Raw genomic sequence first — 13,564 nt, 5'->3', positions numbered from 1 at the left:
CTTATTGCTAATAAGGTATTTATTCGCAGTATTAGCCTTACCTTTAAGCAAATATTAAAAAATGTCAAAAAAGAAATCAAACAGCTTTAATCTGGTATTGACCAAACTCATCACTGATGCATTTGAAAAATCAGGAAATAAAGCTTTAAATTATAAACAAGTTGCCTCCAAACTTAACCTTCATGATGATGAATCCAGAGCATTGATTCTGGATATACTTCAGGAGGAAACAAGAAAAGGAATCCTTAAGGAACCTGAAAAAGGTAAATTCATACTCAAGCAGCAAAAGACTTATGTAACCGGTAAGGTTGATATGACTTCGGATGGTTCTGCTTATATCGTGAGTGAAGATGAGTTCGAAGAAGATATATTCGTTGCTCCCCGTAAACTCCGCAATGCATTACATGGTGATATCGTTAAAGTTTATGTCTATGCCAAGAGTAAAGGACGGAAAAAGGACGGCGAGGTGGTCGAAATCATCGAGCGTGCAAAAATGGACTTTACCGGTATTGTCAAATTATCCGACCGTTTTGCATTCTTTATTCCCGACGACCGGAAAATGCTGCATGATATTTTCATTCCGCTGGATGGTCTGAATGGTGCTAAAGATGGATACAAGGCCATTGCAAAGATCGTTGACTGGCCCGAAGACGCTAAAAACCCAATTGGTGAGATTACCTATGTTCTGGGTAAGCAGGGAGATAATAATGCAGAAATGAACGCCATTCTGGCGGATTATGGTTTCCCATTAGCATTTCCCGAATCCGTTGAAAAAGAAGCAGAAGCAATTGCAGAAGCAATCAGTGCAGAGGAAATAAAGAAGAGAAAAGATTTCAGGGAGGTATTGACCTTTACCATTGATCCGGCTGATGCCAAAGATTTTGACGATGCAATCTCTTTCAGAAATCTAAAAAACGGGAATGTAGAAGTTGGAATTCATATTGCTGATGTATCGCATTATGTGGAAAAAGGCTCAGCTTTGGATAAAGAAGCATTTGAGAGAGGAACTTCAGTTTATCTGGTTGACAGGGTTATTCCAATGCTTCCTGAACGACTTTCAAACGGTCTGTGTTCACTGCGCCCCAACGAAGATAAACTCTGCTATTCGGCAGTATTTGAGCTCGATGATCAGGCAAATGTAATTGAACAATGGTTTGGGCGTACAATCATCCATTCAAATACCCGGTTCAGCTACGAAGACGCTCAGGAAATACTAGAAAACAAAGCCGGAAAACACAGCGATGAACTACTGAAGCTCAATGAATTAGCATATAAACTCCGCGACCGGAAATTCAAACATGGTGCAATTAGCTTTGAAAGTGTGGAAATCAAATTCCGTCTGGATGAGCAGGGAAAACCAACAGGTGTTTATGTTAAGGAACGTAAGGATGCACATAAACTGATCGAGGATTTCATGCTCCTTGCCAATAAGAAAGTTGCTGAATTCATCGCAAAAAAGGGCAAAGGGAAGCAAAAACTCACTTTTGTATACCGTACACATGACTCTCCCAAGGAAGATTCTTTATTGAGTTTCTCGCAGTTTGCATCTAAATTCGGATATAAGATAGATATGAGTTCGGGACGGGAAACCGCTAAATCATTAAATTTCTTGATGGCAGATGTAGAAGGTAAAAAAGAACAGAATGTATTGACCCAGCTTGCTATCAGATCAATGGCTAAGGCTATTTATACCACTAAAAAACACAGCCATTACGGTTTGGCTTTCGATTATTACACTCACTTTACCTCTCCTATCCGCCGTTATCCTGATGTAATGGTTCACAGACTGCTTGATCTTTATCTGGCCGGAGGGAAATCTGTAAATGAGGATGAATACGAAAAACTATCGATGCATGCTTCTCAGATGGAGAAAAAAGCAGCAGATGCTGAACGTGCTTCTGTTAAATACAAACAGGCCGAATACCTTCAGAACAATATAGGAGAAGAATTTAACGGGATTATTTCCGGACTAACTGAATGGGGTATGTATGTGGAAATTATTGAAAACAAATGTGAGGGAATGATCCGTTTACGTGATCTGAATGATGATTTTTATGTGCTGGATGAAAAAAATTACTGCATCATCGGACAGAGACGTAAAAAGAAATACCAGCTTGGCGATGAGGTGAAGATTATGGTAAAAAAAGTGGATCTGGGTAAAAGACAAATAGATTTTACCCTGGTCAGGTAATCGATCAAACTGTTTCTTAACATATAATACAAAGGGTATCTGTTCGGTACCCTTTTTTTATTATATAGCTGTAAATGAGTACATTTAGCATAGTAAGCTCTAAATTATAAAGAAACAGGCAAACTTACCGTCTGCATGCATTGAACCATTAAATTATTCAATTATGGAAACAGGAATGCTCAATCAGAAAGAGGCAAAACAAAGCGGAAAGAATATCAGGATTGAATCAATCGATCTTTTAAGGGGATTGGTGATGATCATAATGGCCTTAGACCATACACGCGACTTTTTCCATATTGATGCATGGAGAGATGATCCATTAAATCTTGAAACTACAACTCCTGCCCTGTTCCTTACCCGTTGGATTACTCATTTCTGCGCACCTGTTTTTGTATTTCTGGCAGGTACTTCAGCCTGGTTCCAGAGTCAGATAAAAACTAAAAAGGAACTTAGTTCCTTTCTGATCAAAAGAGGGCTTTGGCTGATTCTGATTGAAGTTTTAGTTATTAATTTTGCATTCTCTTTTGATCCAGGCTTCCAGATTATCGGCCTGCAGACAATATGGTCTATCGGTATAAGTATGATACTTCTTGGCTTCATCATATGGCTACCATTCAAGTACATTCTAGCAATTGCAATAGCAATTATATTCGGGCACAATTCGCTTGATTTTTACGAAGCCTCCCATACCGGAACCTATTCGCTCCTCTATTCAATTCTGCATCATCAGGGTTTCTACACTATTGGAGATAAGCTTAATATTTTCATTATTTATCCGGTGCTTCCATGGGCCGGACTGATGATTGCCGGATATTGTTTCGGCAGATTGTTTACAGACTATCAAGGAAAGAACAGAAACAAAATTTTAATCAGATCAGGCATTAGTGCAATTCTATTCTTCATTATTTTAAGGGCCAGCAATATTTATGGAGATCCGGATAAATGGTCGCAGCAAAAAAGCCTCTTGCTTAGCATATTTAATTTTATTGATACGCAAAAATATCCCCCGTCACTATTGTATATGAGTATGACCATCGGACCTGCAATCTTATTTCTGGTCAGATTCGGCAGTGTAAGAAACAGAATAAGCCAGATCATTACCGTTTATGGAAAGGTGCCATTCTTTTATTATATACTGCACTTCTATCTCATTCATGCATTAAGCATGATATTCTTTCTAACCCGCGGACACCGGTTGGAAGAAGGCATTCATCAAGGAAATCAGATCCTTCCAAATTTCATTATCAGCGGCGAGGGTTATTCATTAGAAGTGGTATATCTGGTATGGATTTTTGTCATTATTTGCCTTTATCCCCTGTGCAAATGGTACAGTGAGTACAAAAAAAACCATAAACATTGGTGGTTGGGTTATCTTTAATACTTCTGTCAGAATTACCTGTTCATAAGATTAAAACAATCAAAATAAAGGTATTAAACTGACATTAATTGCCTGATTCAATAAGCGAAGTTTTGTTAATTTTACCCGGGCTTTAGCTTTATAAAAATGCATTCGATAAATCAACTTCAAACTATCATTAACAAGGCAATAGCCGATACAAAATATACCGAACAACCTGCAGAGCTTTACGAACCTATATCCTATCTGATGCAGTTGGGAGGAAAAAGAATGCGTCCGGTTCTGGTACTTGTGGCAACTGAATTATTTGATGGCGACATAAACAAGGCTATTGATGCTGCTATCGGTATTGAGCTCTTCCATAATTTCACGCTGATGCATGACGACATTATGGATAAAGCACCTCTGAGAAGAGGAAAACCAACAGTACATGCCAAATGGAATGAAAGTGCAGCAATTTTATCCGGCGACGTTATGTTTGTTGAGGCTTATAAGCTCATGATCAGGGTCGACGACAGTATTCTCCGCAAAGTACTGGATATTTTCAGCGATACTGCATCCGGAGTATGTCAGGGGCAGCAGGAAGATATGAATTTTGAACAGAGGGGTGATGTAAGCATTAGCGAATATATTGAGATGATCCGTAAGAAAACTGCTGTTTTACTGGCAGGCAGTATGCAGATTGGTGCATTGATCGGAGGAGCGGGAAAAGAACAGTCTGAACTACTGTATACCTTTGGCGAAAATCTGGGTTTAGCCTTCCAGCTTCAGGATGATATACTGGATGTTTACGGTGATCCTGAAAAATTCGGGAAGCAGGTTGGAGGTGATATCATCTCAAACAAAAAGACCTTTATGCTGATCAAAGCCCTGGAGCTTGCCAAAGGAGAGATTGCAGAGGAATTAAACTATTGGATTAATCTTGATAGTTTTGATGCAGAAGCTAAAGTAAGCACCGTAAGCCTCATTTATAATAAACTGAAGGTAAAAGTACTAGCTGAAACTGAAATGATGCGTTATGCTGAGAAAGCTTTAACAGCTTTGGATAAAATCAATGCACCCAGCTCAAATAAAGAGCTACTCAGCGCATTTGCAAAACAATTGCTTATCCGGGAACAATAAAAAAAAGCCCTGATGAAAATCAGGGCTTTCCTATTTAAAATTTCTTGAATTTTAAGATTATGCTTCAGCTTCTGCTGAATCATCCTTTTTAGCTGCTTTTTTTGCCGCAGGTTTCTTTGCTGCAGGCTCTTCAGCAACTGCCTCAGCCTTTGGTGCTGCAGCTTTCTTTGCTTTTGGAGCAGCATCTTCTACTACTACAGCTGCTTCTCTTGGAAGAATAGAAACATATGATTTGTCATCATTTTTCTTTCTGAAGATCACAGTACCGTCAATAAGAGCAAAAAGTGTATGATCTTTACCAATTCCTACATTTTTGTCAGGATGATGCTGAGTACCACGCTGACGTACGATGATATTACCTGCATTTGCAGCCTGACCACCGAAAATCTTGATACCTAAGCGTTTGCTATGCGATTCACGACCGTTTCTGGAACTACCGGCTCCTTTTTTATGTGCCATTTTATTTTTTTATTTAAAGAATTGATAAACAATTCCGGATTTTAAACTTAAAACTTACTACGTTTAACTTACAACGTACAACTTAATCGTATAACTTAAATCGAAATACCAGTGATCTCGATCTTAGTGAACTGCTGACGGTGTCCGTTTTTCTTCTTGTAGCCTTTACGACGTTTCTTCTTGAAAACGATCACTTTATCACCTTTTAAATGTGACAATATTTTAGCAGTTACTTTAGCTCCCTTTAATGCATCGGCACCAACAGAGAATTTACCATTGTTTTCAGCTAATAATACATTGTCAAATTCAATACTAGCGCCTTCTTCTCCCTGTAAACGGTGTACAAAAAGATATTGGTCTTTTGCAACTTTGAATTGCTGTCCGGCTATATTTACTATTGCGTACATTATTAATATATTTTTTTAAATGAGGTGCAAATATAGATAATTATTCTTTGAAAGAAAAACTTATTTCATTAAGAGTTAAAATACAGGAAATCAATCCATCTGCCTCTCTCTGGCTTCACTGATCATATTACTAACTTCTGTAATTAATTGCTTCGCGGCATCTCTCAGCTTAGGATCTTCATTATATTCTGCATCAAAAAGAATATGCTTGGTCTTCTCTTTGTATTTATACTCCAGATAATAATGAGGAGAATTAACACTTCCTTCAGACTTGTTATCGGCAGTAATTTCTTCAGGAAAATTCCAGAAACCTAATTCAGCTGCTTTTCTGTGAAGATACAGGAGATCGTCTTTCTTAAGTTTAACATTAGTTTTAATCAATGAGTCTCTTGTATTTACAAACTGATACTCTCCTGTTTTAGAATTGAATCTGTTAATCAGGCTGTCACCCAATCCGTAATTAAGGGTAATCGACTCAAAATCAGCAAATCTGTAAGGAGCATTTTTCACCATGATTGAATAGTAATACACGGTGTACAATACAAATGGAGTAATTATACAAATTGCTAAAAATATTTTTTTTGCTCTGTCGCTCATTGATTGATTTATTAATGTTTATCTGATTGATTTTCAATTGCATGTATCCTTTTTTCATCCGGAGCTTCAAGCTCTGCAGGCGGATTAAATTCGCCCTCCCACTTAGCTATAACTACTGTTGCAAGACAGTTTCCGATTACATTTACTGACGTTCTTGCCATATCCATCAGCTCATCGATACCCAGGATAATAAAGATAGGCCAAACCGGCATACCGAAAGAAGCCGCTGTTCCTAATAAAATAACAAGTGAGGCTCTCGGCACCCCTGCTACCCCCTTGCTGGTAAGCATTAAGGTAAAGACAATCAGTAATTGCTGTCCGAAAGTCATTTGCATTCCTGCAGCCTGTGCAACAAATATTGCAGCAAGCGATAAATAGAGGGTGGTTCCGTCAAGGTTAAAACTATAACCTGTTGGCATAACAAATGCCACAATCTTTCTTGGCACACCTATGCGCTCCATTGCCTCCATGGCTCTTGGCAATGCCGCTTCTGAGCTTGTAGTGGCAAAAGCAATTGAGACGGGTCCGGCAATAGCCTGCAGAAATTTCTTAACCGGAACCCCGATAATCAGGGCAATTGGCAATAATACCCCCAGCAGAAACGCAAACAAAGCCACATAAAGAGTCATTAATAGCTGAAACAGATTAATCAATATACCCAGACCCATATGTCCTACGGTATATGCAATGGCAGCTCCTACCCCAATAGGTGCAAAATACATCACAAGATTGGTAAACTTAAACATCACTTCAGAAAGGCTTTCTGCTGCTTTCAGCAAAGGCTGACGCTTGTCCTCCCTGACCATGGCCAGTGCAATACCAAATACTATACTGAAAATGACAATCTGCAATACCTGACCTTCAGCAATTGATTTGGCAATATTCTCAGGAAAGATATGCAGGATAATATCATTAAGGGTTTGAGGAGCCACTTTCTCAAGCTCTTCATGCACCCCAACAGGCACTTTAATTCCCATACCTGCCTTAGAGATATTAATGGCTGCCAATCCGATAAATAAGGCAATTGTTGTTACTGCTTCAAAATACAAAATCGACTTCCATCCCATGCGGCCAACCTGTTTCAGGTCTGAATGGCCGGCAATACCATATACAAGGGTTGCGAATAATAATGGTGCAATAATGGTCTTGATCATTTTCAGGAAGACCTTACTCAGCACCTGTAACTTCATACCTATTTCCGGGAAATCATGACCAATCTCAGCACCTACAACCATCGATATCAGAATCCAGGTAGTGAGCGATTTCTTCTGAAAGCCATAGAGGAATAATCCGGCTATCGCCAGCCATCTGGAAAACATCAGGACAGTATCAGGAATCTCTATAATTAAATAATGATCCATGAAAGCCATTATTGAGGAAAATAATATTGCAATCATTGCAACAATTCCCAAATTTTTAAATTTCATCATAAGTGGTTAGCATATCCGACAAAAGTAATTAATTAGATTTACCCGACAAATGAAAGCACCAGATGAAGCCAGAGAAGTTAAGTGATCTGAAAAAAGAGCTTTTAAATCATAATGTGCATGAACTGACAGAAATATGTCTGAGACTTGCCAAATACAAAAAGGAAAATAAAGAACTGCTCAGCTACCTGCTTTTTGATGCGACCGAACCGATGGAATATGCAGAGCAGGTAAAGAATTTCCTGATTGATGATTTTAAAAGCATGCAGAAGCACTATTTTTATAGTACAAAGAGTTTAAGAAAGATTATTCGCCTGATCAACAGATATGCCAAATATACCGGATCAAAGCAGGTAGAAACTGAACTTTGTATGTGGTTTTGCTCAAACTACCTGATTTTTGCAGATCTGAGAACCAGTCATAAACCTTTGCAGGGACTATTGACCCGCCAATTTGAGAAAGCTGCCAAACTCATTCCAAAACTACATGAAGACCTTCAGTTTGATTACCGGCAAGAATTTGAGATAATTCTGAACAGAGCAGAAAAGGAAACCAGATGGATTAATAAAAGACATTTTATGTAACAATTCTTAAGTACTTTTATCCAAATAGTAAAAACAAAAGGTTTGGATAAAGAAGCGCTTTTTAAAGAAATTTTTCAGGCTAACTCCAAAAAGATCTACCATTTATGCTATGGTTATACCGGCGACGATGAAACAGCCAATGACCTGATGCAGGAGACTTTTATGAAAGTTTGGCAGAATCTGGAAAAATTCAGAAATCAGGCGCTCATATCAACCTGGATCTATCGTATTGCTGTAAATACCTGTCTGTCTCATCTTCGGGTAGAAAAACGACAAGCTAAAGACGAACTTACCGACAATATTATTGAAACCCGGGGAGAAGAGGTCTCAGAGAAGAATGAGCAGGTTTCAACGCTTTACAAATGTATTGCTCAGCTGGAAGAGAATGAGCGTATTATCATTACCATGGTTTTAGATGAATTACCATATACCGAAATCGCCGAAATTGCAGGGATTTCTGAGGGTAATCTGAGAGTAAAAATTCATCGTATTAAACAAAAACTGACTGAATTATATAACAGACATGAAAGATTTTGAAGCACTGAAGAATATCTGGCAAGACCAGATAGCGCTGCCGAAAGTCAGTCACGATGATGTATTGAAAAAGGTACGAAAGACCAGGAATGGTCTTACAAGCAGATTATTGATCGAAATAACAGGGATGAGTATTCTTGCTGGTATAATTACATGGGTCTGGATTGAGAGCCCTTTTAAAATGTGGACTACCCATCTGGCAATGATCATTATTATCCTTTGCTGTTTCTATTATATCATTTCAGTGATCGGAAATTACCGCAGTCTGAACAGTAATCATCTGCTCGATAAGCCTGAGGATTATATCATACATCTCAAAAGGTACAAACAAGAGCGCTATATTTTCAACACCCGAAAATACCGTATCTATTCCCTGTTTTTTACAGCCGGATTTCTGCTTTACTTTATAGAAATCTCCTACATGGCTTCATTCATAACTACCCTTATCGGGTTTATCTTCACTTTTCTCTGGATAGGATTCTGCTATTTCGTTTTAATGAGAATCTATATCAGAAAAGAAGAAGCTAAGCTTGAGGATATGATCAGTAATCTGGAACGACTTCACAAACAATTTGAAGATAATGAATTTTGATCGGTCTATTTTTTCTTCTCCTGATCTTCCTCTTTTATCTCTTTAACCTGAAAAGAATTATTTCGTAAACTGTATTCAAGTTTCCTGATAATTTTGGCAGGAGTTTTTGCAGTATCATCTTTGGCACTAAACTGAAACTCCCTCATCAGTTTCCCATCTTTAATATAAAGTGAGTCTGCACCCAGATAACCTTCTTTTGTTGAAGAACTCAGCTCGGGAAAACGGATCTGCTGACCTGTACCACTTTCATTGTATTCGTAAACATACATATTCAGATCTCCCTTATTTTCAGCGCTTACTGCCTGAATAAATAATTCCGGATTACCATCTGTATCCAGATCCATACCCCAGGAATCAACAATTTTGCCCTTAAGCTCACCGGTAACAGACCGATAACTATAATGTGTAGAGTCTGATCTTAAAATCAAATACCCGCCAATAGAATCAGTCCCGCGCCCCCAGCTAAGCACATCCAGTGTTAATCCCGGCTTCACTTCTATAGCCTTATGAAAACGAAAAGGTTCCATAATCTTAGCCTCCTTTGGGGTACTGAATACCGCTTTTTGCGGTTCATCTGATGAACAGGATATAAGGACTGAAGCAAAAAACAATCCGGAAAACAGTTTGATAAATTTCATACGATCAAGATATAAGATTAAAACCGATGTTTAAACCCTTATTCTCAAATTTAGTAATTTATTGATCCTTTAAATAATGAAAAACAGTGTAAGTGATTAATCTGCCATTCTCCGGTGCTTATTCAAAAAAAAATGCCTCCCATTTCAGGAAGGCATTTCTGGCATTAAATCTTAATATATGTTTCAGGCATGTTCCTTTGCAGCAAGATAACGTTCAGCCTCAAGAGCTGCCATACATCCTGTTCCGGCGGCCGTGACAGCCTGACGCCATAATTTATCCTGAGCATCCCCGCAGGCAAATACACCTTCTATATTGGTTTTTGTACTATCAGGCTGAGTAATCAGATAGCCGGTTTCATCCATATCCAGCCAGCCTTTGAATATTTCTGTATTCGGATTATGGCCTATGGCAACAAAAAAACCAGTAACATCAATTACTTTCTCCTCTCCCGTTTTATTATTTGAAACTTTGATACCGGTTACATTTCTTCCGTCACCGATAATTTCTTTGGTATCTGTATTGTAATGAATTTCGATGTTAGGGGTATTCAAAACACGGTTCTGCATTGCTTTTGAAGCTCTGAACTCATCTCTGCGCACCAGCATGTGTACCTTATTACAAAGTTTAGCAAGATAAGTTGCTTCCTCTGCAGCAGTATCTCCCGCCCCAACAATCGCTACATCCTGTCCTTTGAAAAAGAATCCGTCACAAACCGCACATGCCGAAACACCGAAACCATTATACTTCTGCTCACTTTCCAGTCCGAGCCACTTAGCTGAAGCTCCGGTAGCAATAATCACAGTATCAGCAGTTATGGTTTTACTTTCATCTATGATAACCTTGTGAGGGGTACCTGAGAAATCAACACTGCTTGCATACCCGAAGCGTATATCTGTGCCAAAGCGCTCGGCCTGCTTTCTGAAATCTTCCATCATTTCCGGCCCCATAATTCCCTCAGGATAACCCGGGAAATTCTCCACATCGGTGGTTTGCGTCAATTGTCCGCCCGGAACCATCCCTGTATACATCACAGGTTTAAGATCAGCTCTGGCTGCATAAATAGCGGCAGTATAACCTGCAGGACCTGATCCTATGATCAGACAGTGTACATGTTCAATTTCTTCAGACATCTTAATTTTTTTTAACAAATCTAAAACATTGCATGCGTATGGGCAACATGGAAATGTCAGGATTATTCTTTTGTGCCTGATAACAATTACGAATTACGAATTTTCTTCCAAAAATTCAGGCATTGTTCCTATTATTACGCCATAAACAAAATATTTTATCCGCGTTCCTATGCTTCAACCTATAAAATCCGGAAACTCAGACTTAATTATCCGGACTTATACAGCTTTTTCATCCTGTTTTTTATATTTCTTCATAATCTTCTTTATTTGCCCGAATTCTGAGGTATCAGCCCAGAAGAAGAATGAATCTTATGAGCTAAAACTCAAACCGGCAACATCCGAAATTAAAATTGACGGTGTCATGAATGATCCGGCATGGAATGATGCTGACCTGGCAAGCAATTTCTTTATGGTTCAGCCTATGGATACCAGCTTTGCAAAAGTGAGAACTGATGTAAAAATGGCTTATGATAAGGATAATTTATACATCATTGCTGTATGCTATCATGAACCGGGCCCATATTTTGTAGAATCCCTCCGCAGAGATTTTGCCTTTGGCAAGAATGATAACTTTCTTCTGTTCATGGATCCGTTCAATGATCTGACCAATGGATTTTCATTCGGATCGAATGCTGCCGGAGCCCAATGGGATGGAATAATGTATGATGGCAGCAAAGTTGACTTAAGCTGGGACAACAAATGGGTATCGGTAGTTAAAAACTATTCAGACCGATGGGTATTTGAAGCGGCAATTCCATTTAAATCCATTCGATATAAGCCTGGAATTACACGATGGGGAATCAACTTCAGCCGTATGGATCTGAAATCAACAGAAAAATCAAGCTGGGCTCCCGTTCCGAGGCAATTTGCAACCGCATCACTGGCCTATACCGGATCGCTCGTATGGGATCAGCCACCTCCGGTACCGGGGCAGAATATTTCAGTTATCCCTTACACTTTAGGCGGTATCTCCAATAACCACCTGGTTTCTCCAATCCTCCGTGATCATCGTGGTGAAATTGGCGGAGACGTAAAAGTTGCCATCAATTCTTCTCTGAACCTCGACCTGACCGTCAACCCTGATTATTCGCAGGTAGAAGTCGACAGACAGGTACCTAATCTCGACCGTTTTGAACTTTTCTTTCCTGAGCGGAGGCAATATTTTCTTGAAAACGGCGACTTGTTTGCAAACTTCGGATATCAGAATATCAGGCCTTTCTTCTCCAGACGCATTGGCCTGGGAGTTCCGATACAATATGGTGCCAGGCTGAGCGGAAAGCTTAACAAAGACCTGAGAATCAGCATTATGAATATGCAGACCGAAAATACAAGTGCCAGTGAACCTGCACAAAATTTCGGGGTTTTTGCTCTTCAGAGAAGGGTCTTTGCCCGATCCAATATAGGTGCAATTGTAATCAATAAACAATCCCTGAATTTCGATGCAGATAATGCGGCAGCCGGCGTTTCAAAATACAACAGGGTTGCAGGATTAGAGTATAATCTGGCATCAGCAAACAATGTATGGACAGGGAAAGCAGTAACGATGAAATCCTTTAGCCCGGACAAAAAAGGTCATGACCTGATGCAGGCCGGAAACCTGCGTTACTGGACAGGAAACTGGGATCTTAACTGGCAGCATGAATATGTGGGACGTAATTATAACGCCGAAGTTGGCTATGTACCCAGAAGAGGTTATATCAATCTGAGCCCGCAGGCATCTTATCTTTTCTTCCCGAAATCGGGCAAACTGGTAAGTCACGGACCCAAGTTTTTTACAACCAACTATTTTGACGAATCGTTCAAACGAACCGATAACACCAATTATCTGGCCTATAATATGAACTTCAGAAGCAGGGCTACATTTTCGGTATGGGGAGCCAGCGATTATGTAAAACTATTGCGTCCATTCGATCCTACCAATGCAGGGATTGCAACCCTGCCTACCGGAAGTGAACATAGCTGGAAGTCGTTCGGAACCGAATTTGTTTCAAGACCACAGAGCCTGTACACTTTCTCATTTTCAAGCCGTTATGGCGGATATTATTCTAACGGAACACGACTGAATATAACCACTGAGTTCGGATACCGCTTCCAGCCTTATGTAAGTTTCGCGTTGAGTTCGAGTTATAATGATATCAAACTTCCGCATCCGTGGAATAACAGGCAATTCTGGCTGGTTGGCCCGCGACTGGATGTGACCATGACCAATAAACTCTTCTTTACAGGCTTTGTACAATACAATGAACAGAGCGATAATATTAATGTAAATACCCGTCTGCAATGGCGGTACAAACCGGCTTCAGATATTTTCCTGGTGTATACCGATAATTATCTTCCTTCACCATTTGCTGTAAAGAACAGGTTTCTGGTATTGAAAATGACATACTGGTGGAATATGTAATCAGACTTAGAGGATTTATTGAGCAAATGAGAGTGAATGCGTCATTTCTGCCTGCCGGTAGCTACCCTGTATACACAAATATAATGAGAATAAACACGCATCTTAGCTGAAAAAATACCATGGA

General features: G+C 39.4%; 13 protein-coding genes. 7 read left to right on the top strand and 6 right to left on the bottom strand.

What is annotated here, in order from left to right:
- Nucleotides 1–61 precede the first annotated feature (61 nt).
- From rnr to P2W72_RS11480, 3 genes are all read left to right on the top strand, one after another.
- Nucleotides 62–2,191: a ribonuclease R gene (gene rnr, locus P2W72_RS11490; protein WP_276362475.1), complete on the top strand. Its 2,130-nt coding sequence runs from the start codon at nt 62–64 to the stop codon at nt 2,189–2,191.
- Nucleotides 2,192–2,354: 163 nt separating this feature from the next.
- On the top strand, nt 2,355–3,569 hold the full coding sequence (locus tag P2W72_RS11485; protein ID WP_276362472.1) for a heparan-alpha-glucosaminide N-acetyltransferase domain-containing protein: 1,215 nt from the start codon (nt 2,355–2,357) through the stop codon (nt 3,567–3,569).
- A gap of 126 nt (nt 3,570–3,695) precedes the next feature.
- The gene (locus P2W72_RS11480; RefSeq protein ID WP_276362470.1) at nt 3,696–4,670 is read left to right on the top strand and encodes a polyprenyl synthetase family protein; all 975 of its coding nucleotides are present in this window, start codon (nt 3,696–3,698) and stop codon (nt 4,668–4,670) included.
- Between the two features lie 57 nt (nt 4,671–4,727).
- Here the strand turns inward: P2W72_RS11480 and rpmA are convergent, their stop codons facing one another.
- The 4 genes from rpmA to P2W72_RS11460 form a co-directional block, all read right to left on the bottom strand.
- On the bottom strand, nt 4,728–5,129 hold the full coding sequence (gene rpmA, locus P2W72_RS11475) for a 50S ribosomal protein L27 (protein ID WP_276362467.1): 402 nt from the start codon (nt 5,127–5,129) through the stop codon (nt 4,728–4,730).
- A 95-nt stretch (nt 5,130–5,224) separates the two neighbouring features.
- Nucleotides 5,225–5,536, bottom strand: a complete 312-nt coding sequence (rplU, locus tag P2W72_RS11470; RefSeq protein WP_276362464.1) for a 50S ribosomal protein L21 — start codon at nt 5,534–5,536, stop codon at nt 5,225–5,227.
- Between the two features lie 90 nt (nt 5,537–5,626).
- Nucleotides 5,627–6,133, bottom strand: coding sequence for a hypothetical protein (locus P2W72_RS11465; protein ID WP_276362461.1), 507 nt, complete (start codon nt 6,131–6,133; stop codon nt 5,627–5,629).
- A gap of 11 nt (nt 6,134–6,144) precedes the next feature.
- Nucleotides 6,145–7,560, bottom strand: coding sequence for a cation:dicarboxylase symporter family transporter (locus P2W72_RS11460; RefSeq protein WP_276362672.1), 1,416 nt, complete (start codon nt 7,558–7,560; stop codon nt 6,145–6,147).
- Nucleotides 7,561–7,625: 65 nt separating this feature from the next.
- On the opposite strand from P2W72_RS11460, the gene P2W72_RS11455 reads away from it, so the two are divergent.
- Genes P2W72_RS11455 through P2W72_RS11445 form a run of 3 tightly spaced genes read left to right on the top strand, consistent with a single transcriptional unit; the run spans nt 7,626 to nt 9,270 of the window.
- Nucleotides 7,626–8,144 (top strand): hypothetical protein, encoded by a 519-nt coding sequence (locus P2W72_RS11455; protein ID WP_276362459.1) that lies wholly within the window; start codon nt 7,626–7,628, stop codon nt 8,142–8,144.
- Nucleotides 8,145–8,186: 42 nt separating this feature from the next.
- Nucleotides 8,187–8,681, top strand: coding sequence for an RNA polymerase sigma factor (locus tag P2W72_RS11450; protein ID WP_276362457.1), 495 nt, complete (start codon nt 8,187–8,189; stop codon nt 8,679–8,681).
- The gene (locus P2W72_RS11445; RefSeq protein ID WP_276362454.1) at nt 8,668–9,270 is read left to right on the top strand and encodes a hypothetical protein; all 603 of its coding nucleotides are present in this window, start codon (nt 8,668–8,670) and stop codon (nt 9,268–9,270) included. The genes P2W72_RS11450 and P2W72_RS11445 overlap by 14 nt, the downstream gene beginning before the upstream one ends.
- A 5-nt stretch (nt 9,271–9,275) precedes the next feature.
- On the opposite strand, the gene P2W72_RS11440 is transcribed toward P2W72_RS11445, so the two are convergent.
- Together P2W72_RS11440 and trxB are read right to left on the bottom strand one after the other, a co-directional pair.
- Nucleotides 9,276–9,908, bottom strand: coding sequence for a hypothetical protein (locus tag P2W72_RS11440; protein WP_276362452.1), 633 nt, complete (start codon nt 9,906–9,908; stop codon nt 9,276–9,278).
- A 183-nt stretch (nt 9,909–10,091) separates the two neighbouring features.
- Nucleotides 10,092–11,039 (bottom strand): thioredoxin-disulfide reductase, encoded by a 948-nt coding sequence (gene trxB, locus P2W72_RS11435; protein WP_276362449.1) that lies wholly within the window; start codon nt 11,037–11,039, stop codon nt 10,092–10,094.
- 169 nt (nt 11,040–11,208) lie between these two features.
- Here trxB and P2W72_RS11430 point away from each other — a divergent pair, with 169 nt between their 5' ends.
- Entirely contained in the window at nt 11,209–13,440 is a 2,232-nt protein-coding gene (locus P2W72_RS11430) for a DUF5916 domain-containing protein (protein WP_276362446.1), read from the top strand.
- Nucleotides 13,441–13,564 lie beyond the last annotated feature (124 nt).

The sequence above is a fragment of the Daejeonella sp. H1SJ63 genome (assembly GCF_029360775.1).
Taxonomy (GTDB): domain Bacteria; phylum Bacteroidota; class Bacteroidia; order Sphingobacteriales; family Sphingobacteriaceae; genus Daejeonella.
This window is presented reverse-complemented; position numbering and strand designations above follow the sequence as displayed.